The 19,948-nt window shown below is 63.4% G+C and carries 24 protein-coding genes and 1 tRNA gene; 12 read left to right on the top strand and 13 right to left on the bottom strand.

Going from position 1 to position 19,948, the window contains the following annotated elements; translation table 11 throughout:
- Positions 1 to 33: 33 nt before the first annotated feature.
- Both GM676_RS16130 and GM676_RS16125 read right to left on the bottom strand, forming a co-directional pair.
- Positions 34 to 732 (bottom strand): alpha/beta fold hydrolase, encoded by a 699-nt coding sequence (locus GM676_RS16130; protein WP_155464722.1) that lies wholly within the window; start codon positions 730 to 732, stop codon positions 34 to 36.
- Complete coding sequence (locus GM676_RS16125) at positions 729 to 1,364, bottom strand: FMN-dependent NADH-azoreductase (RefSeq protein ID WP_155464721.1); 636 nt, start codon at positions 1,362 to 1,364, stop codon at positions 729 to 731. Before GM676_RS16125 ends, GM676_RS16130 begins: the two co-directional genes overlap by 4 nt.
- A 96-nt stretch (positions 1,365 to 1,460) precedes the next feature.
- Between GM676_RS16125 and GM676_RS16120 the strand changes: the two genes are divergently transcribed.
- A complete protein-coding gene (locus tag GM676_RS16120; RefSeq protein ID WP_155464720.1) occupies positions 1,461 to 2,384 on the top strand; it encodes a LysR family transcriptional regulator in 924 nt (307 codons plus the stop codon).
- Here GM676_RS16120 and GM676_RS16115 read toward each other — a convergent pair.
- Positions 2,370 to 3,278 (bottom strand): MBL fold metallo-hydrolase, encoded by a 909-nt coding sequence (locus tag GM676_RS16115; RefSeq protein ID WP_155464719.1) that lies wholly within the window; start codon positions 3,276 to 3,278, stop codon positions 2,370 to 2,372. The two genes, GM676_RS16120 and GM676_RS16115, sit on opposite strands and share 15 nt — an antisense overlap.
- Positions 3,275 to 3,487: a DUF1289 domain-containing protein gene (locus tag GM676_RS16110; RefSeq protein WP_155464717.1), complete on the bottom strand. Its 213-nt coding sequence runs from the start codon at positions 3,485 to 3,487 to the stop codon at positions 3,275 to 3,277. Before GM676_RS16110 ends, GM676_RS16115 begins: the two co-directional genes overlap by 4 nt.
- Before the next feature lie 87 nt (positions 3,488 to 3,574).
- Between GM676_RS16110 and GM676_RS16105 the strand changes: the two genes are divergently transcribed.
- Positions 3,575 to 3,988, top strand: a complete 414-nt coding sequence (locus GM676_RS16105; RefSeq protein ID WP_155464715.1) for a ribbon-helix-helix domain-containing protein — start codon at positions 3,575 to 3,577, stop codon at positions 3,986 to 3,988.
- Between the two features lie 8 nt (positions 3,989 to 3,996).
- A complete protein-coding gene (locus GM676_RS16100; protein WP_155464713.1) occupies positions 3,997 to 5,037 on the top strand; it encodes an extracellular catalytic domain type 1 short-chain-length polyhydroxyalkanoate depolymerase in 1,041 nt (346 codons plus the stop codon).
- Here the strand turns inward: GM676_RS16100 and GM676_RS16095 are convergent, their stop codons facing one another.
- Both GM676_RS16095 and GM676_RS16090 read right to left on the bottom strand, forming a co-directional pair.
- A complete protein-coding gene (locus GM676_RS16095; protein WP_155464711.1) occupies positions 5,038 to 5,331 on the bottom strand; it encodes a hypothetical protein in 294 nt (97 codons plus the stop codon).
- A gap of 21 nt (positions 5,332 to 5,352) precedes the next feature.
- Positions 5,353 to 5,571, bottom strand: coding sequence for a cysteine-rich CWC family protein (locus GM676_RS16090; protein WP_155464710.1), 219 nt, complete (start codon positions 5,569 to 5,571; stop codon positions 5,353 to 5,355).
- Between the two features lie 144 nt (positions 5,572 to 5,715).
- Between GM676_RS16090 and argB the strand changes: the two genes are divergently transcribed.
- Together argB and GM676_RS16080 are read left to right on the top strand one after the other, a co-directional pair.
- Complete coding sequence (gene argB, locus GM676_RS16085) at positions 5,716 to 6,609, top strand: acetylglutamate kinase (RefSeq protein ID WP_155464765.1); 894 nt, start codon at positions 5,716 to 5,718, stop codon at positions 6,607 to 6,609.
- 50 nt (positions 6,610 to 6,659) lie between these two features.
- Positions 6,660 to 6,734: transfer RNA gene (locus tag GM676_RS16080), tRNA-Thr, on the top strand.
- 24 nt (positions 6,735 to 6,758) lie between these two features.
- Here the strand turns inward: GM676_RS16080 and GM676_RS16075 are convergent.
- Positions 6,759 to 7,613 (bottom strand): TraB/GumN family protein, encoded by an 855-nt coding sequence (locus GM676_RS16075; RefSeq protein WP_229262720.1) that lies wholly within the window; start codon positions 7,611 to 7,613, stop codon positions 6,759 to 6,761.
- A 70-nt stretch (positions 7,614 to 7,683) separates the two neighbouring features.
- Here GM676_RS16075 and GM676_RS16070 point away from each other — a divergent pair, with 70 nt between their 5' ends.
- Genes GM676_RS16070 through GM676_RS16060 form a run of 3 tightly spaced genes read left to right on the top strand, consistent with a single transcriptional unit; the run spans position 7,684 to position 10,852 of the window.
- Positions 7,684 to 8,409, top strand: coding sequence for an HAD-IA family hydrolase (locus GM676_RS16070; RefSeq protein WP_371866264.1), 726 nt, complete (start codon positions 7,684 to 7,686; stop codon positions 8,407 to 8,409).
- A 23-nt stretch (positions 8,410 to 8,432) separates the two neighbouring features.
- A complete protein-coding gene (slmA, locus tag GM676_RS16065; RefSeq protein ID WP_155464708.1) occupies positions 8,433 to 9,008 on the top strand; it encodes a nucleoid occlusion factor SlmA in 576 nt (191 codons plus the stop codon).
- Positions 9,008 to 10,852 (top strand): chorismate-binding protein, encoded by a 1,845-nt coding sequence (locus tag GM676_RS16060; protein ID WP_155464707.1) that lies wholly within the window; start codon positions 9,008 to 9,010, stop codon positions 10,850 to 10,852. The genes slmA and GM676_RS16060 overlap by 1 nt, the downstream gene beginning before the upstream one ends.
- On the opposite strand, the gene GM676_RS16055 is transcribed toward GM676_RS16060, so the two are convergent.
- Positions 10,839 to 11,198 (bottom strand): DUF1428 domain-containing protein, encoded by a 360-nt coding sequence (locus tag GM676_RS16055; protein ID WP_155464706.1) that lies wholly within the window; start codon positions 11,196 to 11,198, stop codon positions 10,839 to 10,841. The two genes, GM676_RS16060 and GM676_RS16055, sit on opposite strands and share 14 nt — an antisense overlap.
- A 25-nt stretch (positions 11,199 to 11,223) precedes the next feature.
- Positions 11,224 to 12,177, bottom strand: a complete 954-nt coding sequence (ftrA, locus tag GM676_RS16050; RefSeq protein WP_155464705.1) for a transcriptional regulator FtrA — start codon at positions 12,175 to 12,177, stop codon at positions 11,224 to 11,226.
- 97 nt (positions 12,178 to 12,274) lie between these two features.
- Between ftrA and GM676_RS16045 the strand changes: the two genes are divergently transcribed.
- A complete protein-coding gene (locus GM676_RS16045; protein WP_155464704.1) occupies positions 12,275 to 12,664 on the top strand; it encodes a rhodanese-like domain-containing protein in 390 nt (129 codons plus the stop codon).
- 100 nt (positions 12,665 to 12,764) lie between these two features.
- Here the strand turns inward: GM676_RS16045 and GM676_RS16040 are convergent, their stop codons facing one another.
- Positions 12,765 to 13,373: a glutathione peroxidase gene (locus GM676_RS16040; protein WP_155464703.1), complete on the bottom strand. Its 609-nt coding sequence runs from the start codon at positions 13,371 to 13,373 to the stop codon at positions 12,765 to 12,767.
- 130 nt (positions 13,374 to 13,503) lie between these two features.
- Between GM676_RS16040 and GM676_RS16035 the strand changes: the two genes are divergently transcribed.
- Positions 13,504 to 14,514: an extracellular catalytic domain type 2 short-chain-length polyhydroxyalkanoate depolymerase gene (locus tag GM676_RS16035; protein WP_229262719.1), complete on the top strand. Its 1,011-nt coding sequence runs from the start codon at positions 13,504 to 13,506 to the stop codon at positions 14,512 to 14,514.
- On the opposite strand, the gene GM676_RS16030 is transcribed toward GM676_RS16035, so the two are convergent.
- From GM676_RS16030 to GM676_RS16020, 3 genes are read right to left on the bottom strand one after another with little or no spacing between them, the layout of a single operon-like run.
- On the bottom strand, positions 14,501 to 15,343 hold the full coding sequence (locus GM676_RS16030) for a PPK2 family polyphosphate kinase (RefSeq protein WP_155464702.1): 843 nt from the start codon (positions 15,341 to 15,343) through the stop codon (positions 14,501 to 14,503). The genes GM676_RS16035 and GM676_RS16030 overlap by 14 nt on opposite strands.
- 12 nt (positions 15,344 to 15,355) lie before the next feature.
- Complete coding sequence (locus GM676_RS16025; protein WP_155464701.1) at positions 15,356 to 16,966, bottom strand: NAD(P)-binding protein; 1,611 nt, start codon at positions 16,964 to 16,966, stop codon at positions 15,356 to 15,358.
- Positions 16,966 to 18,477, bottom strand: a complete 1,512-nt coding sequence (locus GM676_RS16020; protein ID WP_155464700.1) for a polyamine aminopropyltransferase — start codon at positions 18,475 to 18,477, stop codon at positions 16,966 to 16,968. Before GM676_RS16020 ends, GM676_RS16025 begins: the two co-directional genes overlap by 1 nt.
- A 51-nt stretch (positions 18,478 to 18,528) precedes the next feature.
- On the opposite strand from GM676_RS16020, the gene GM676_RS16015 reads away from it, so the two are divergent.
- Together GM676_RS16015 and GM676_RS16010 are read left to right on the top strand one after the other, a co-directional pair.
- Positions 18,529 to 18,915 (top strand): DUF350 domain-containing protein, encoded by a 387-nt coding sequence (locus GM676_RS16015; RefSeq protein WP_371866262.1) that lies wholly within the window; start codon positions 18,529 to 18,531, stop codon positions 18,913 to 18,915.
- A gap of 12 nt (positions 18,916 to 18,927) precedes the next feature.
- Positions 18,928 to 19,947, top strand: coding sequence for an SPFH domain-containing protein (locus GM676_RS16010; RefSeq protein WP_155464699.1), 1,020 nt, complete (start codon positions 18,928 to 18,930; stop codon positions 19,945 to 19,947).
- The last annotated feature ends 1 nt before the right edge of the window (position 19,948 follow it).

Below are 19,948 nucleotides of genomic sequence, written 5' to 3'. Positions count from 1 at the left end.
TGCAGAAAATAGACCACGTCCTCTACATTTACGTCACGGCAAGCTCCCTGCCGCCCTGGCGATAAAATCCGCCACCTGCCCCGGCTGTGAAATCAGGGACATGTGACTGGATTGCACCAGCACGCTGTCGGCGCGGATCTGCTCCGCAAGCCGGCGCTGGACCATCAGCGGCAGCGCCCGATCGTTGGCCGTCATCAGATACCAGCTTGGCTTGTCATGCCACGCGGCACGCGAAACCGCCTCGCCAAATACACACGCGGCGATCGGCTGCTGCGTGGCGGCCAGCACATGCACCCGCGACGCCGGCACATCGGCCGCCATCACCTTGCCGTAGATTCCCGGATCATCCAGCCAGATGCGGCCCTGGCTGTCCGGCGCCATCCCCTCCATGGGCGCGCCCAGGCGCTCCAGCATGCCAGCGGCAGATTCCTTGCTGTCCGGCACCATTGCCGACAGGTAAACCAGCCCCCGCACCTGCGGCAGGTTGCCGGCCTCGGTAACCACCACGCCGCCCCAGGAATGGCCGACCAGCAGCACCTTGCCCGGCTGGCGCTCAACCACCGCGCGGGTCGCGGCCACGTCATCGGCCAGCGAGGTCAGCGGATTCTGCACTGCCGTCACGCGACAGCCGCGCGCCTGTAGCGCGGCGATCACGTCCGACCAGCTGGAGCCGTCGGCGAAAGCCCCATGCACCAGGACGATGCTGACCGCCGCGCACAGGCTCGCGCTCATGCCGCCACCTGCCCGGCCAGCACCGCCACCGCCGCCGGCACGCCATCCAGCGCGGCCTTGATCGACTGGCTGCGCAATTCCGCCCCCTTGGACAGCAGTTCGGCGCGCAGCACGCTGAAATGCCTGATGCCGAGGAAGCCGAAATACGCCCGCGTGTACGTCTCATGAAAATCCATCGCCGCAGCCGGACCGGAGGCATAACCGCCGCCGCGCGTCGACGCCATGATGACTTTTTTGTCGCCGGCAATGCCGACCGGACCGGCCGAGGTGTACTGGAAGGTCCGGCCCGGCTGGGCAAGGCGGTCGAACCAGGCCTTCAGCTGGCTTGGCACGGAGAAGTTATACATCGGCACGCCCAGCACGATGATGTCGCTGGCCAGCAGTTCCGTCACCAGCTCTTCCGACAGCGCATGCTGGGCCTTGTCGGCCGCACTGAAGTGTTCGAGGTTGCTAGGGCGGAAGCCGGCCGCGATGACCTCGTCCAGGTGCGCGACCGGCCGGGCCGCGAGGTCACGGTAAACCACCTCCGCATCGGGGTAGCGGTGGCGCAATTCGGCCACAATGGCCGCGCTCAGGGTACGGGAAACGGAGGCGTCGCCAAAGATGCTGGTGTCGAGGTGCAAGATTTGCATGAGGTTCTCCTGAAAAAGAAAGTGAAATCAGGATATTTCAGCGCCATTATGTACACCAGCCGTTAAAATAGATCAGTTTGTTCCACAGATAGGACAATGGAAGATTTCAACGACCTCGCCTTCTTTGCCGCCGTGGTGACGCACGGCAGCTTCTCCGGCGCCGCGCGGACGCTGGGCGTGCCCAAGTCGCGGGTCAGCCGCCGCATTGCCGAGCTGGAGCGGCGTCTGGGGGTGCGCCTGCTGCAACGCTCCACGCGCGCCATGCGCGTGACCGACGTCGGCGCGGCCTTCTTCGCCCATTGCGAAACCATGACCAATGCCGCCAAGGCCGCGCTGGAGGTGGCCGAGCGCGCCGGTGAGCGGCCGTCTGGCCGGGTGCGCGTCAGTTCGCCGGCCGGGGTGGCGCACCTGTTCCTGGCGCCGCTGCTGCCGCGCTTCCTGTGCGCCCATCCGGACGTGCGGCTGGAACTGGAACTCACCAACCGCCGCGTCGACGTTATTGGCGAAGGCTTCGATGTCGCCATGCGCATCCGTACCGCGCTGGATGACTCGGACCTGGTGGTGCGCACCTTTGGCGTCAGCGACCAGGTGCTGGTGGCCAGCCCCGGCTTCGTCGCCTCGCACGGACCGTTTGCCGGCATCGACACGCTACGCGGCAAGGCCGGCCTCGGCGCGGGAGGCCGCAACGGGGAGGCGCCGCGCTGGCAGCTGACCGCGCCCGACGGCCAGTCAGTGGAAATCGACTACGCTCCGGCGCTGGTGACCGACGATGTGGAACTGCTGACCACGGCGGCCATCGGTGGCGCCGGCATCGCGATGGTGCCATTCAACGCCTGCCGCCAAGCCATCGGGCAGGGTCAATTGCAGCAACTATTCCCGGCATACGCCGCCGCGACCCATCAATTGCACGCGGTGTACGCCTCCCGGCGCGGCTTGCTGCCGGCGGTGCGGGCCTTTATCGAATTCCTCGCTGCCGAATTGCCACAAACCATGCAACAGCAGCGGCTACTCGTTAAGTAAGTACTCACCCTCAACGCGTGCCGCCGCGCTGCGCACCAGCTGGCCGACCGCCCACTTGCCCAACTCCTCGGGCGATTGCTTGAAGAAGTTGTTGTTGGCAGCGGCAAATACCGGCATCGAGGTCAGCAGGGCCGGCACATCGGCCAACGGGATGCGCTGGCGCTCCAGCAGCAGGAACTTGAGCAGCACTTTCAACGCGTTTTGCGCGTTGCGTACCGGATCGGCGGCCAGGTAGTTCAGTCGCGAGCGGGCACGCGCCAGCGCACCGGCCACATCGGTGAACGGTGCGCCGTGGCCGGGGATGACCAGCCGCACCGCCAGCGATGCGATCAGGTCCAGCGTGGCGCGCTCCTCGGCAAAGCCGGATTTTCCGTCCAGTTCTGGAAAGATCACGCCAAAACCGTTTTCCCACAGGGCGTCGGCGGAGATCAGCAACTTTTCTTGCGGGCAGTAGAAAATCAGCGAATGGGGATCGTGGCCGGGCGCGGCCAAGGCCTGCCATTCCATGTCCGCCAACGTCAGCACGTCGCCGGGCGCGAGGGTGGCGTCGAAGGTGAAACGGTCGCAGCGCTGACCGGTGGCCTTGAAGCTCAGCGCTTCCACATCCCAGTGGCGCACTTTTTCCGCCTCGGCCACCGGGATCGAGGTCTTGCAGCCGAAATGCGCTTGCAGGATGGCGTTGCCGCCGCAGTGATCGGAATGCAGGTGGGTGTTGATGATCTGGTCGAGATGCCGGCCATGCAGGGCGTGGCGCACCAGCTCCAGTGTTTGCGGCGCGTGGCTGACGTAGCCGGTATCGATGATCGCCGTGTCATGACGGCCCAGCAGCATGACGTTGTTGGAGGATAGCCAACCCCGCTCAAACACCTGTATCGAATCCGGCAGCGCGTTCATTCTTCCTCGTCGAAATGCACAGTTAATCGCCGCTGCGGCAACTCGGCCCAGACGGCGCGTTTGAAATCGTCGTCGGCCTTGCCCCAGGCCACGATCTCGGGAATGGTACGCAGGCAACCCATGCAATAGCGGCGCTCTGTATCCATTTTGCACAGGCTGACGCAGGGCGACGGCACGGGGGACGGCGGTATGTTGGTCACTTCACTCATGGCGACATTATGCCGTGAAGCCGCTTGACTTGGGGAGGCGCCAGCGTAGACTACCATCCATATAGATGGCGATTAGATGGAGACTTAATGGCCAAGCAAGAATTAAAGCTGAAGACCGCCGAATCGGAAAAAATCACCATCAATCTCGGCCCCATCGACCTGGGGCAGATTGATCTGCTGGTGCAGGAAGGGTTTTACTCCAACCGCACCGATCTGATCCGCACAGCGATCCGCAACCAGCTGAACCAGCACGCCGAGGTGGTCAGGCAGACCGTGGCGCGCAAGAGCCTGGTACTGGGCATGCAGCATTATTCGCGCGCCGACCTGGAAGCCATCCAGGCCGCCGGCGAGCGGCTGCAAATCCAGGTGCTGGGCCTGGCCAGCATCGCCAGCGACGTCTCGGTCGAACTGGCGCTGGCCACCATTGAATCTATTTTTGTACTCGGCTCGCTGCATGCCAGCGCTGTCCTCAAGACCGCACTGGCGCCGCGCATCCACTAAGGAGTGCCATGAAACTCAATTTTCTCACGCAGATGCGCGATGCCGCGCAGCATTTCCTCGGCAAAAAACCACCGGCGCCACAGCGTCCTGAGGAGTTCGCGCAGGACATGCTGAAACGCATGGGCATCCAGCTCGACATTCAGTCGCATATCGACCGCGCCCTCGATCTGGGTTCCATCCTGCATCCGGACACCCGGCCGATGCCGGGCGGTGCACAGTTTTTGGTCGGCAGCTACACCAACCATGCCGGCACCCGCAATTACAAGCTGTACATTCCAGCCAGTTATCGCGGACGCGCCATGCCGCTGCTGGTGATGCTGCATGGCTGCACGCAGAATCCCGATGACTTTGCCGCCGGCACGCAAATGAACCAGCTGGCGGAAGAGATGGGCTGCTTCGTGGTCTATCCGGAACAAAACGCCAACGCCAATCACTCCAAGTGCTGGAACTGGTTTAACGCCATCGACCAGCAACGCGGACAAGGCGAACCCTCCATCATTGCCGGCATTACGCGGCAGATCATGGATGAGTATCCGGTCAAGGAACGGCAGGTGTACGTGGCGGGCTTGTCCGCTGGTGGCGCGATGGCGGTGATCGTCGGCACCTTGTATCCGGAATTGTTTGCGGCGGTGGGGGTGCATTCGGGCTTGCCGTTCGCATCGGCGCAGGATTTGCCGTCGGCGCTGACGGCCATGAAGCGCGGCGCGCATCGCGCGGCCAAGGCGGGCAACGGTTCGCAGCCCATCATCGTGTTCCATGGCGACAGCGATACCACGGTGCATCCGGTGAATGGCGAGCAGGTGATGGCGCAGCGGCTGCATCATCATCGCGGAGCGCGGCCGTCGGTGCAGTCGGGGGCGGTACCGGATGGCTACAGCTACACCCAGACCACCCACACCAAGGCGGACGGCACGCCGCTGGGCGAACACTGGGTAGTGCATGGCGCCGGTCACGCCTGGTCGGGCGGCAGCGCCTCCGGCAGCTACACCGACGCCAAAGGCCCGGATGCCAGCCGAGAAATGCTGCGCTTTTTCCGCACGGTGAGCTAATCAGTGGGTGGCCATCCGCACGACGATGCCGAGCAGCGCGGCAATGTTAGTTACGGTGAATCCAGCCATCCAATAGTACACCCGGTCAATCCGATCAATGGTGTAACGCCGGTCCTCATCGATCTTGTCACGCAGCGCGTCAAACTGCTTCAGCATGGCTTGATGGTTTTGTTCCTGGGTTCGCTGCAGGGCGGTAAGAGCACTGGTGACGTTGTCCATTTGGGTCTCCAGCTTCACGATACGGACGATATTCGTATCGTCTGCCGCGCCACTTTGCTTGTCAAGCGAGCTCATTTGCGTACTCCCGGTGAGGGTTTATACGCTATTGTCGGACGGCGCACCGGGCTGAGTTTGAGCTTGATCAATGATGTGCCGCCTGAGGCATGCCGGACACCAGCAGCTGGCGCCGGGGGCGGACGGGACCGCCACGGCCGGCGGCAGATAAGTGCACCAGCACGGCTCAGCCGGCGCGGCCGGATCGGCATCTTTCATCGCGCAGGAAAACTGCGCACCGCAGCGGGAACAGGTACTCATGCCCCCAGCGTAGCCGGGCTTCCGGGAAAATACAACCGGAAGGCCCTATAATGCGTACTTGTCGCGCCAACAGGCTGTAAAATTGCGCCCAAAATCTTTTCTACCGGACTCGCCATGACCCAACTGACCAACCTGAACTTAGGCATGAATGACGATTTGACCGCGGTTGCGCCGCAGATCAAGGCGCAGATTCTGGCTGAGGCCCTTCCTTACATCCGCAATTACCACGGCAAAACCATCGTCATCAAATACGGCGGCAACGCCATGACCGAGGACCGCCTGAAGCACGGCTTCGCGCGCGATGTCATTTTGCTCAAACTGGTGGGCATGAACCCGGTGGTGGTGCATGGCGGCGGTCCGCAAATCGACAACGCCCTGAAAAAGATCGGCAAGCAAGGCACCTTCGTGCAGGGCATGCGCATCACCGACGAGGAAACCATGGAAGTGGTGGAATGGGTGCTGGGCGGCGAGGTGCAGCAGGACATCGTGATGTTGATTAATCACTACGGCGGCCAGGCGGTGGGCCTGACCGGCAAGGACGGCGGCCTGATCCGCGCCCGCAAGATGGCCATGCCGGACAAGGACAACCCGGGCCAGACCCTGGACATCGGCTTCGTCGGCGAAATCGAAGCGATCAACCCGGCCGTGGTGAAAGCGCTGCAAGACGACGCCTTCATTCCAATCATCTCGCCGATCGGTTTCGGCCAGGATGGCCAGGCCTACAACATCAACGCCGACGTGGTCGCCGGCAAGATCGCCGAGATCCTGAAAGCCGAAAAGCTGATCATGATGACCAACATCGCCGGCGTGCAGGACAAGCAGGGCAACTTGGTGACCGACCTGTCGGCGCGCGAGATCGACGAGATGTTCGCCGACGGCACGATTTCGGGCGGCATGCTGCCTAAAATTTCATCAGCCCTGGACGCCGCCAAGTCCGGCGTGAACACGGTGCACATCATCGATGGCCGTATCGAGCATTCTTTGTTGCTGGAAGTCTTGACCGAACAGGCTTTTGGCACTATGATCCGGTCTCACTGAAAAAAAGGCGGTCTCGCCGGCAATCGGTGAAACCGCCACATTTTCAAAATGCCCTTGTAGCTCAGTGGTAGAGCACTCCCTTGGTAAGGGAGAGGCCACGTGTTCAATCCACGTCAAGGGCACCACTCCTCGCAGTACCCTCCCCCCACTTAATAAATCCGTTCGACCGTCAGCCCGCGCTTGCGCAGCAGTTCCGGCACGCTGGTCTTGCCGACCAGATGTAGCACGCCGATCGCCGCCACGCTGTTGTTTTCACGCGCAATCAGCTTGACCATGCCGTCGGCCAGTGCCGGATTGCGGCCCTCCAGCAGCACCTGCTGCACGAAACGACCGGAGAAGGTGTCGTCCTGCTCCGCTTTCAGCGCCAGCGCGTCCAGCGCCGCGATGTCGGCGTGGCGCCACGCATCGGCGATCTCGCGCGCCTGCTTCGCTTGTTCCTTGTCCTCGATGCCGGCGATGGCCTCTTGCAGGAACAGCAGCTGGTCGGCAGGCGTCATCTTGTCGAACAGCGCCATCTGGCTGTCGGCCGATTCCAGTTCGACGATTTTCTGGCCGGCGGCATGCGCCTGTTTCGACAGATGCGCATCCACCGCCAGCGATGCCTCATACCCCTGCGCGGCAAACTCACTCACCGTCAGCAGGCTGGCAAGCAGCCATGGCTTCATGGCGGCCACGGTTTCCGGTTCGATGTTGTACTGCCGGAGCAAACGATCGAGGCGCTGGCGCCACGCCGGCGTCATGCCCTGCATGCCCTTGTTGGTGAGGCCATGCTGCTGCACCGCGCGCGCCAGTTTTTGCGGATCGCCCAGCGGATCGATCTCCAGCGCCAGCACCGGCGCTTTCTTGAGCAGACCGGCCAGGCGCGGCTCCAGCGGATAAAAGTCCTTCGAGCCGACGTGAATGGTGCCGAACAAATACAGCGTATGCGCGCCCTGCTGCACCTTGAACAAAGCGCCGCGGTTTTGCGCCGGCGCCGGATCGGCGGCGCGGCAAGGCCCCAGCATAAACAAGAACAAACTACAGAACATCACTATAATCTGGCGCTGCATGGTTTCCTTTGTCGTTAGGTATGACGTGAATATTACTCGCTCCTCGCCCGTATGGCTGTTTGATCTTGATAACACCCTGCACAACGCCTCGCACGCCATCTTCCCGGCGATCATGGCCGGCATGAACCGCTATCTGGCACACCTGCTGGGCGACGGCGTCACGCCCGCCAGCGAAGACCTGGTCAACGCCACCCGCACCTTGTACTGGCAGCGCTATGGCGCCACCACGCTGGGCGTGGTCAAGCACCACGGCGTCAAGGCCGAGCACTTTCTGGATGAAACCCATCGCTTCGACGATCTGCAAGCCATGATCCGCGCCGAACGCGGACTGCGCCAGCTGCTGCGCCGCCTGCCCGGCCGCAAAATCCTGCTGACCAACGCGCCGCACCGCTATTCGACGCAGGTGCTGCGCCATCTCGGCTTGCAGCGCCAGTTCCAGCACCACGTGGCGGTGGAAGCGATGACGGTTCACCGGCAAATGCGCCCCAAGCCATCCAAGCTGCTGCTGCAACGACTGATGCGCCGCCACCAGCTACGCCCCGGCCGCTGCATTCTGGTGGAAGACACGCTGGCCAACCTGCGCAGCGCGCGCGAACTGGGCATGCGTACCGCGTGGGTCACGCAATACCTGACCATCGGCGACAGCGCCGGCCTGGCGCACCCACAAAAAAGGTTAATTCGCCCCGCTTATGTCGATGTCAAAGTAAAATCTGTCAGGAACCTGCCGGCGCGTCTGCACCGCCTGCGCTAACGAACTTTTCATCGCGAGATCATATGGCAAGCACACCGCCAGGCCAGCGCCGTCTGCAAATCCTCCAGGCGCTGGCGGAGATGCTGGAACAGCCCAAGGGCGACAAGATCACTACCGCCGCGCTAGCGCGCAAGCTGGAGTTTTCCGAGGCCGCCCTGTACCGGCATTTCGCCAGCAAGGCGCAGATGTTCGAAGGACTGATCGAGTTCATCGAGCAGACCGTGTTCGGCCTGATTAACCAGATCGCCGAGCGCCAGAGCGATGGCCTGGCACAGGCGCGCGACATCGTCGCCATGCTGCTCAACTTCGCCGCGCAGAACCCGGGCATGACGCGGGTGCTGATCGGCGACGCGCTGGTCAACGAAGACGAACGCCTGCAACTGCGCATGAACCAGTTCTACGACCGCGTGGAGCTGGCGCTGAAACAAGCCTTGCGCATCGCCGCCAGCGAAGGCATGGCGCACGAAGCCGACGCCGCCGCGCGCGCCGGCATGCTGACCAGCTTTGTCATCGGCCGCTGGCACCGCTACGCCAAGAGCGGCTTCAAACTCAATCCGTCGCAGGACGCGGCGGTGCAAATCACCCTGTTGTTATCGTAATGAACACCGAAGTATTCGCCCTGCTGGACGACGCCAGCCCGGAAGCGGCACAAACCGGCAGCCGTTCGCGCCTCTACACCGGTCACACCGGCACGCTGCGCTGCGACGATATCGCGCAATGGCCGCAAGTGCTGGCGCGGATGCAGGCGGCGCTCACGCGCGGCGAATATGCGGTGACGGTCTGCGCCTATGAGCTGGGCGAAGAACTGCTGTCGCTGGACGCGCCACGCCGGCAACGCAGCGCGCCGCTGGCGCAGGTGCTGCTGTTCAGCCGCTGCGATTTGCTGTCGCCGGCGGAGGTCAGCGACTGGCTGGCCGCGCGCTCCTTCCCGATCGACCGGCCAGCCGGCATCGCCAACATCCGCGCCAACATCGATCAGGACACATTCGGCGCGGCGCTGGCGCGCATCCACGACTACATCGCGGCCGGCGACACCTACCAGGTCAACTACACCTACCGCTTGCGCTTCGACGCCTTCGGTGGCATTCACGCGCTGTATGCGCGCCTGCGCGGCCGCCAGCCCGTCCCTTACGGCGCGCTGATCGCGCTGGATGACGGCAGCGCCGTGCTGTCGCTGTCGCCGGAACTGTTCGTGCGCCACAGCGGCGGCGTGCTGACCGCGCGGCCAATGAAAGGCACGGCGCCCGCCGCGCCACCGGCGCAGCAAGCCGAAAACATCCTGCGCGCCACCAACCTTGCGGCCGACCCGAAAAACCGCGCCGAGAACCTGATGATCGTCGACCTGCTGCGCAACGACATCGCCCGCGTGGCGACGACAGGCAGCGTGGAAGTACCGGCACTGTTCGAGGTGCACCGCTACGCCAGCGTGCTGCAAATGACCTCCACCATCACCGCGCAGCTGCGCGACGACGCCACGCTGGCCGACATCTTCGATGCGCTCTACCCATGTGGCTCCATCACCGGCGCGCCGAAGCGCCGCACCATGGAAATCATCCGTGAGCTGGAACCGGACGCGCGCGGCATCTACACCGGCGCCATTAGCTGGTTCGATCCGCGCGATGATGGCAAGGTGGGCGACTTCTGCATGTCGGTGCCGATCCGCACGCTCACCCTGCAACCGCAGGGTGACGACGGCGTACGCCACGGCGAGATGGGCGTCGGCGCCGGCATCGTGTTCGACAGCGAGGCGCTGGAAGAATACGCCGAGTGCAAACTCAAGGCACGCTTCCTCACCGGCCTGCAAAACGATTTCGACATCTTCGAAACCATGTACGCCACGCCGGCCGGCGGGATCCGTCATCGCGAGCGCCATTTGAAACGGCTGGCCGCATCGGCCGCCTACTTCGGCTTCCCATGGGACGAGAAAGCCGCCAACGCCTACATGGACGCCGCCAGCGCCATGCTGGAGCCGGAACACGCGGCCTACCGTGTGCGGCTGGCCATCAATCCATCCGGCGCGTTCGCCGTGCAGCACGCGCCGCTGACGCCACTGGCGGAACCGGTGCATGTGCTGCTGGCCGACGACGCCACCAGCAGCGACGACCTGTTCCTGCGCCACAAAACCAGCATCCGCGCCCGCTACGACGCCGCCTGGCGCGACGCCGAGGCGCAAGGTGCGTTCGACACCCTGTTCTTCAACGAGCGCGGGGAGTTGACGGAAGGAGGCCGCAGCAGCGTGTTCGTGCGCGTGAACGGCCGCTGGCTCACGCCGCCGCTGAGCTGCGGCGCCCTGCCCGGCGTGATGCGCGGCGTGCTGCTGGACGACCCGGAATGGAACGCCAGCGAAGCCGTGATCACCCGCGCCATGCTGGACGCCGCCGACGACATCGTCATCTGCAACGCCCTGCGTGGCGCGATGAACGCCAAGCTTACAGGTCGATAAGCATCTCAAAGCCGCCGTAAATCATGCGCTTGCCGTCAAAAGGCATGTTTTCCGGTTGCATGTAGCTGGCCATACGCGCATCCTTCATGACCTTTTCGTTGACCTCGTCACGGCGGGCGCGCGATTCGTAGACGATCCACGAAAATGCCACCACTTCGCCCTCCAGCAGGTTGACGCTCTGCGGGAAAGAGGTGACCTTGCCGGCAGGTACGTCGTCACCTATCGTTTCACGATATTCCAGCGCGCCGTATTCCTTCCATATCGCGCCGCATGCCAACGACATTTGCTTGTAGGCCTCAATCTTATCTTTCGGCACCGGAACCACAAAACCGTCTATATAGGACATGGCTGTCTCCTTTGTAAGAGAGCGCTCAGCGTAGCACGAAGCGCTTTCGGTAAGCGCCCGGTGTCGTCGCGGCAAGTCTGCGGAAGTGGTGGCGCAGCGATTCCTCGGAGCCGAAGCCGGCGCGTTCGGCGATCCGCGCCAGCGGCACATCAGGCTCCTCCAGCATGTCCTTGACGATGGCGACGCGCTCGCGGATCAGCCATTCGATCGGCCCGTAGCCGGTGGCCTGCTGGAACTGGCGCTGCAAGGTGCGCGGACTCATGGCCGCGCGTTCGGCCATGCTGGCCACGGTGTGCGGCCGCGCCGGATGGCTGCGCACCCAGTCCATCAGCTTCGACAACCGGCCCTGCTCCCCTTGCGCCATGGGACGCGGCAGGAATTGCGCCTGCCCGCCCTCGCGATGCGGCGCCACCACCAGCCGTTGCGCCACCATGTTGCCGACCTTGGCGCCATGATCGCGCCGCACCAGGTGCAGCAGCATGTCCAGCCCGGCCGCCGAGCCGGCGGCGGTGATAACTTGTCCGTTATCCACATACAGCTGGTCGGGCTGCACGTCGATGCGCGGATAGCGTTGCGCCAGCCGCCCGGCGTAGCGCCAGTGGGTGGTGGCGCGCTGGCCATCCAGCACACCGGCCGCCGCCAACACGAACACGCCCGAACAGATCGAGCACAAGCGCGCGCCGCGCGCGTGCGCGGCCCGTATCCATTCCAGCAACTGTGGCGGCGGCAACTCGTCGGCATCGCGCCAGCCGGGGATAACGATGGTGTCGGCCAGCGCCAGCAACTCCGGCGTGTACGGCGCCTGCACGGTGATGCCGCCGGCCGCGCGGATCGGCCCCTGCTCCACCGCGCAGACGGCAAAGTCGTACCAGTCCACGCCCAGTTCCGGACGTTCCAGCGCAAACAGTTCGACCGTGCAGCCGAACTCAAAAGTGCACAGGCGGTCGTAAGCCAGCGCCACCACGAGATGTTTTTTCATGGCGTAATCTTAACGCAGATTGGCTGATGCGCCACTTCTGGCCGTGACGACGCCGCCGCACAATGACGACATCGCTCACCACTACAGGAGATTCAGCATGTCCCTCGTCACCGCCATCCCCGCCGCCGACAGCGCCGCCGCCCTGGCCCACTTTGAAGCCAGCTTCAGCTACGAAACCGATTGCTGGGACGTGCACGATGCGCTCGCCAGCGGCAAGCAGGATTTCGTGTTGCTGGATGTGCGCGGCACGGAGAAATACGCGGCCGGCCACGTGCCGGGCGCGCTGGACCTGGCGCACCGCAAGATCATCGGTTCGAAGATCGCCGAATTCCCGGCCGACACGCTATTCGTGGTGTATTGCGCCGGCCCGCACTGCAATGGCGCGGCCCGTGCCGCCGTGCGGCTGGCGCAGCTGGGCCGCCCGGTCAAGGTGATGCCGGGCGGGATTACCGGTTGGCTCGATGAAGGTTTCGCGCTGGTCCGGTAGAGGTTGTTTCAAAATGCACGCAGCGAGGCGCGGCGACGACGACAGTGCACCTGCACGGCGAGGAGCCGCAACGAAGCTGCGGGCTTTTTGAAACGACCTCTTAAGAGCCCAGCGCTTTTTCGACGGCACTGACCAACTGCTTGTCGGTCGGCGTGACCTTGCTGCCGAAGTTGGTCACCACATTGCCGTGGCGGTCGATCAGGTATTTATGGAAGTTCCACGCCGGCGCCTTGCCGGTGGCCTTGATCAGGTTGGCGAACAGCGGATTAGGCTCCTTGCCCGACACCACCGACTTGGCAAACATCGGGAATTTCACGCCGTAGGTGTTGTAGCAGAAATCGGCGATTTCCTTGCTGGAGCCCGGCTCCTGCTGGCCGAAATCGTTCGACGGGAAACCCAGCACCACCAGGCCCTTGCTGCCGTACTTGGCATACAGGCCCTCCAGTCCTTCATACTGGTTGGTGAAACCGCAGTAGCTGGCGGTGTTCACCACCAGGATCACCTTGCCCGAGTACTGGCACAGGTCCTGTGGGGAGTCGTCTTGCAGGCGCTTGAAGGTTTGCTTGAGGATGGCCGGGCAGCTGCCCGGAGCCGCCGCCGTGGCGGCCGGTGCGGCTGGCGCGGCAGCCGGTGCTTGCGCAAACGCGGAGGCGCCGGCCAATACGGTCAGCGAGGAAACGAGGCACAGTTGGGCGATGGTTTTGGACATGATGGTCGGCCGGAAAGAATGGGAAAAAAATCATTCTAGTCCAATTTAGTGCCCCTCGCACGATTGACCCAGATTAAGCAAAATAGCCGGTCTGGCGTTACCTTCTTCTCAGGAAGGACGGAGGTGCGCCATGCGATATTTTTGCTTGCTGTTACTGTGGGCCTGCGCCGTGCAAGCGCAGGTGGCGTCGCTGCCGGTGATGCATGCCGGACAGGTCAGCGTTTCCGGCCTGTCGTCCGGCGCTTACATGGCGGTGCAGTTCGAGGTGGCCTATTCGCGCACGGTGACGGGGGCGGGCATCATTGCCGGCGGTCCGTATTTTTGTTCCCAGGGCAGCCTGTTCACCGCCACCACCAGTTGCAGCTGCACCAGCGACCTGTTCGCCTGCCGCGTGCGCCCCGGCGGCACCCGCGTGTCCGATCTGATCGCCATCACCGACTGGTTCGCCACCACCCAAACCATCGATCCCACCAGCGCGCTGGCCAGCCACCGCGTCTGGATGTTCTCCGGCAACGCCGACTCGGTGGTGCCGCAAGCCGTGATGGACGACCTGCAAAGCTACTACCGCCACTACATCGACGCCAACCGCATCCTCTACCAGCGCAACATCAACGCCGAACACGCCATGCCCACCGACAGCTATGGCAACGGCTGCCTCACGCTGGGCACGCCCTACATCAACAACTGCGGCTACGACGCCGCCGGCGAACTGCTGAACTGGCTCCACGGCCCGCTCAATCCACGCAACAGCGGCACCCTGGGCGGCCGCTTCATCGCCTTCGATCAATCGGAATTCATCGCCCTGCCCGGCTGGCATGGCATGGCGGATTTCGGCTATCTCTACATTCCGCAGGCCTGCGACGGCAACGCGGCACAGGGTTGCAAACTGCATGTGGTATTCCACGGCTGCCTGCAAGATCCCGGCAACGTCGGCGCCACCTTCGTGCGCCACGCCGGCTACAACGCCTGGGCCGACAGCAATCGCCTGCTGATACTTTATCCACAGGCGGCCGCCACCTTCACCAATCCCAACGCGTGCTGGGACTGGTTTGCCTACGACGACACGCGCTATGCGCAAAAATCAGGCCGGCAAATGGCGGCCGTCAAGCGCATGGTGAATCGCCTGACTACACCACCGTGAAGGACGACAGGTCCGGGTGTGGCGGGGGATATTGCAGGTCCATGCCTTCCAGCGTTTCCAGCAGCAGGCTGGCGATCACCAGGTTGCGATGGGTCTTGGAATTGGCCGGCACCACGTACCATGGCGCGTGCGGCGCATCGGTCTCGCGGATGGCTTTCTCGTAGGCGCGCTGATAGTCGTCCCACTTTTCGCGCTGCTTGATGTCTTCCGGGTTGAATTTCCACTGCTTGTCCGGATCGTCGAGACGTTCCTGCAAGCGCTCCCGCTGTTCTTCCCTGGAGATGTGCAGGAACACCTTGATGATCACCGTGCCGGTTTCCGCCAGCATGCGCTCGAAGTCGCGGATCTGCGCGTAGCGGCGCTTGCACTCGTCGTCGTCGATCCAGCCCTGCACCCTGGTGATCAGCACATCCTCGTAGTGGCTGCGGTTGAAAATGGCGATTTCGCCATTGACCGGCACATGCTGATGCACGCGCCACAGATAATCATGCGCCAGTTCGTTATCGGTCGGTCCCTTGAAAGCCACCGCGCGCAGGCCCATGGGGCTGATGCGGCTGAACAGCGCGCGCACCGTGCCATCCTTGCCGGCGGTGTCCGATCCTTGCAAGACCAGCAGCACCTTCTGCTTGTGCTGCGCATACAGCTTGTCCTGCAAGGCGGCGATGCGGTCGATCAGCGCGGCGGTGCGCTCCAGATCGAGCGTCTTGCCGCGCGATTTACCGAGTTTGGGATTGGCGGCGCGACTGGAGAAGGTTGCGTCGTCGGCATCCTTGTCGCGCAGCTTGAGCTTTGGGGAGGCGCGGAAGCGCTGGCGGGCATTGTGTGTCATCGGTTTAGCATATCACCGGGCGGCCAACTGTGCTGCGCGATAGCCCCACCACGCGGCTTCCTCGAAGACCGAGAATCCTGACAGGTCGGCATGGGCAAACAGGATGGGACCATCGACCTCGCGTAGCGCCTTCATGCCGGCGTTGCTGCGGAAGTTGGGCCAAGGGACCGCCATCGCATGGCCGCGCAAGGTGATGTCGACCCGCTCGACGCACGACGCAAACTGCGCACCGTAAGCGGTTTTCAAATCGGCGCTGGCCAGCGCCAGCAACTCCTCCGGTTTGGCCGCAGCCATCCAATGGCGCGCCGTGCTGGCCTTGCGGTCCGACAGCGCGACGTAGGCGCTGAACACGGTTTTCTCCGGCGGCCGCACGCGGATGTCCTGATGCGTCGAGACCACGAAGCCCAATCCCGGCTCGCTGTACACCACGTTGTCCCACGATAGCGGCTGGCTAGGCAGTTCTTGCGGGAAGCGCTTGAGCAGGAAGTTCGCCACCATCCACGGCGCGTATTCCGGCGCGTGCCTGGCGGCGTCAAAGCCGTAATCACCGATATTTTCCACCACGCGCGCGGCCACGTAGGTCGGCATGGCGCATATGGCTTTGCGGGCGCGGACAAGATAAGTTGTCGGCTTGCCGTCTTCCAGCTTGAAGCACAGCGCTTCCACGCCATCCGCCGTTTTTTTCAGCGACACCGCCGTCCCGGCCATGCGCTTGATGGCGGCCGCGCGCTCCATGCCGGAAGCCAGCGGCTGCAAGCCGCCCGGCCATGTCAGCCACGCGCCGTTGCCGGCGTTAGCGGCCTGGCCCCAACGGCTACAGTAGTAATGCAGGCCGGCCCATGCCGACACCTGGTCGTAGCGCGTACCGTAGTCGTCGCGGCAGCAGTAATTCAGATACCAGTGAAGCGTGGGTGACTTGTAGCCGTTTTGATCCATCCACTGCTTGAGGGTGATGCGGTCGAGCGCCTGCCACTGCGGGTCTTCCGACGACATCACGGTCGGGAACACGAACACGCGGCGGCCATCCGCGCCGTGCAAGCCGCGCAGCCGATGCACCTCGTCGAAGAAGCGCTTGTGCTCATCCAGCTCCCACCGCGGCACGCCGTCGGTGGGAATGAAGCCATCCTGCCAGTGGCCGTTGAACAGCAGCCGTTCTTCGGGCGCGTGCAGGATGAAGCGCTCGTCGTAGTAAGGCTTCTCCGCAAAGGCATCCTTCTGGATGATGCCAAGGTCCGCCAGGATTTCACGCACGTGCGTGGACTCCGGCGACGGCAGCGGCAGATAGTGCGCGCCGGTCGGATATGCGTATTCGCCAAACGCCCCACCGGCGGCATTACCGTAGGGTTGCGGGCCGTCGATCATCAGCACATCGGTCTTGCCCAGCTTTTTCAGCTTCCACGCGGCGGTGAGGCCGGACACGCCCGAGCCGAGAATCGCGATATCGGTGTGGATAACTTGCGATGGCGGCGGCAGCGCGCGGCGATCGCGCAGGAAGTGGCCCTCGTCACGGCCGACGTAGTGCACCGTGGGCGTGATTTCCTGCCAGCGCTGGAACGCCAGTCCGCTGCCGGCGGCGGCCAGTCCGGAAGCGCCAGCCCAGACCAAGAAAGAACGGCGCAGCATCAGCGTATCACCCGGCGCCAGTCCTGCTCGAATTCATGCACGAGCGACTGCGTGTTGAGGCGATTCGGCTCCATCGCCATCGGCTTCATATCGGGCGGGAAAATGAACATCTCGCGCGTGGTGTCGGCGTTCAGGTAGCGCATCGGCAGGCGGTAGCTGGCCGGCGGCGCGTAAGCTGCCTGCGGCGACGCCAGGATGAAGCCCCACTCGCCGAACGACGGCACGTAGGCGTGGTAAGGATACGTCTTCATGCCGACTTCGCGCAGCGTGGCGTCGATGGTCCAGTAAGCATGCGGCGCAAAGAACGGTGAAGTCGACTGCACCACCATCAGGCCATTCGCCGCCAGATGCTTGCGCACCATGCCGTAGAACGGCACCGAGTACAGTTTGCCAAGCGCGAAGCTGGAAGGATCGGGGAAGTCGACGATCACCGCGTCAAACATATCGTCGTTGTGCTGCAACCAGATCGCGGCGTCGGCATTCACCACGCGCACGCGCTTGTCGCTGAACGAGCCGTGATTCAGCTTGACCAGTTCCTCACGTTGCGTGAAGGCGTTGGTCATGGCCGGGTCGAGGTCCACCAGCGTCACATGCCCGATGTTCGGATAACGCAGGATTTCGCGCAGCGCCAGACCGTCGCCGCCGCCCAGCACCAGCACGCGCCGCGCCCACGGCATCGGTTGCAACACCGGATGCACCAGCGCTTCGTGATAGCGGTACTCGTCGCGCGAGGAGAATTGCAGGTTGCCGTTGATGTACAGGCGCGTATCGTCCTTCCACTTGGTGATGACGAGTCGCTGATACGGCGTGGTGGTGGCATACACGATTTCATCGCCAAACAGGCCATGCTCGCCCCAGTAAGTCAGCTTGTCGGCAAAGACAAAGCCAAACACCAGCAGGCACAGGACCGAGCAGGCGCGCAGCATGCGGCCCATGACATTTTTCAGCTCTGTGGAAAACGCCCTGATTGTCCACAGGGCCACGCCGACGTTCAGCATCCCGAACAAAAAGCCGGTGCGCACCAGCCCCAGATACGGCGCCAGCACCAGCGGGAACAACAGCGACACCGCCAGCGCGCCCAGATAATCGAAGGTCAGCACCTTGCTCACCAGTTCATTGAACGCCGTCTGGCGCGCATTCAGGGCGCGCATCACCAGCGGCACCTCCATGCCGACAAAGGCGCCGACCAGGAACACCATGGTGTACAACAGCGTGCGGAATGGCGCCGGCATCCACGAGAAAGTCAGGAACAGCGTCGCCGCCGAGATGCCGCCAACCAGTCCCACCGCCAGTTCGATATCCACAAAGCGCGACAGCACATCCTCATCGCGCACATATTTGGAAAAATGCGCGCCCACGCCCATGGCAAACAGATAGCATCCAATAATCGTGGAAAACTGGAGCACCGAGTCGCCCAACAGGTAGCTGGACAGCGCGCCGGCAATCAGTTCATACGCCAACCCACAGGATGCCACCACGAAGACGGACAGGATTAGAATCTTTTTGGTCATTTACGCTCGTTTGCATTATTATCAAGTAATCACTTTACCTGAAGGTGCGCCGTGCCCGCCATCCTAAACTATCTGATCCACCTGCTGCTGGCCGCCGTGCTGCTGGCGGTGTTCTTCAAGGCCTACACGTGGATGACGCCTTTCGACGAGGTGAAGCTGATCCGCCTTGGCAACCTGGCGGCGGCGCTATCGCTGGGCGGGGCGCTGATAGGTTTTTCCATCACCATCGGTTCGGCGCTGGTCCATACTGGCGATTACCGCGAGTTTTCCGCCTGGGCCTTCGGCGCCATGGTGGTGCAGATGCTGGCCTACGCCATCACCACCCGCGTGCTGAATATGTCGAAAGACCAGATCGAAGCGAACAACACTGCGTTTGGCGGCCTGCTGGGCGCCATCTCCATTTCCATCGGCGTGATTAACGGCGCCTGCATTTCGTAAGCGAGGACCATCATGGGTATCGGCAGCTTTATCAAGAAGCAGTTTATCGATGTACTGCAATGGAACGAGGACACCGACGGCGTGCTGGCCTGGCGCTATCCGATGGCCGATCAGGAGATTCAGAACGGCGGCCAGCTGGTGGTGCGCGAGTCGCAGGTGGCGGTGTTCGTCAACGAAGGCCAGGTGGCCGACGTGTTCGGTCCCGGCACCCACACGCTCACCACGCAAACCCTGCCAGTGCTGACCAACCTGAAAAACTGGGACAAGCTGTTTGCCTCGCCATTCAAGTCGGATGTCTATTTTTTCAGCACCCGCGTGCAGACCGGCCGCAAATGGGGTACGGCGCAGCCGATCACCATCCGCGACAAGGACTTCGACATGGTGCGCGTGCGCGCCTTCGGCATGTACTCCTACCGCGTGATCAATGCGCGCGCTTTCTTCACGGAAGTCAGCGGCACCCGCGAGGTGTACACCCGCGATGAGGTGGAAGACCAGCTGCGCGGCATCCTGATGGCGACCATGGCCAGCTCGCTGGGCGCCTCGCAAGTACCCTTCCTCGACATGGCGGCCAACCAGGCGCTGATGGCGCAGCAGGTCAAGGGCGACCTGACCACCGCCTTCGCACGCTACGGCATCGGGCTGGATGAGTTCAACGTGGCCAGCGTCAGCCTGCCGGAAGAACTGCAAGCGGCGCTGGACGAGCGCATCTCGGCCGGCATGAAAGGCGGCATGAGCGCGGACAAGCTGGCCGGCTTCACCAAGTATCAGGTGGCCAGCTCAATTCCGCTGGCGGCCGGGAACGAGGGCGGCCTGGCCGGCATCGGCGCGGGTCTGGGCGCCGGCATGACGGTGGGCCAAGTGATCGGCCAGAGCATGGGCGCGGCAATGGCGCCATCCGCCGCTCCGGCGCCGGCCGAAGAGCCGATCGAGGCGCGCCTGGAAAAACTCAAGGGCCTGCTGGACAAAGGCCTGATCTCGGCCGCCGACTACGACAGCGCCAAAGCCGAACTGCTGAAAAAACTGATCGGCTAAG

This window comes from Duganella radicis, assembly GCF_009720825.1.
Taxonomy (GTDB): domain Bacteria; phylum Pseudomonadota; class Gammaproteobacteria; order Burkholderiales; family Burkholderiaceae_D; genus Rugamonas; species Rugamonas radicis.
Note: the sequence above shows the minus strand (reverse complement) of the source record. Positions and strands in the feature narration are given on the sequence as shown.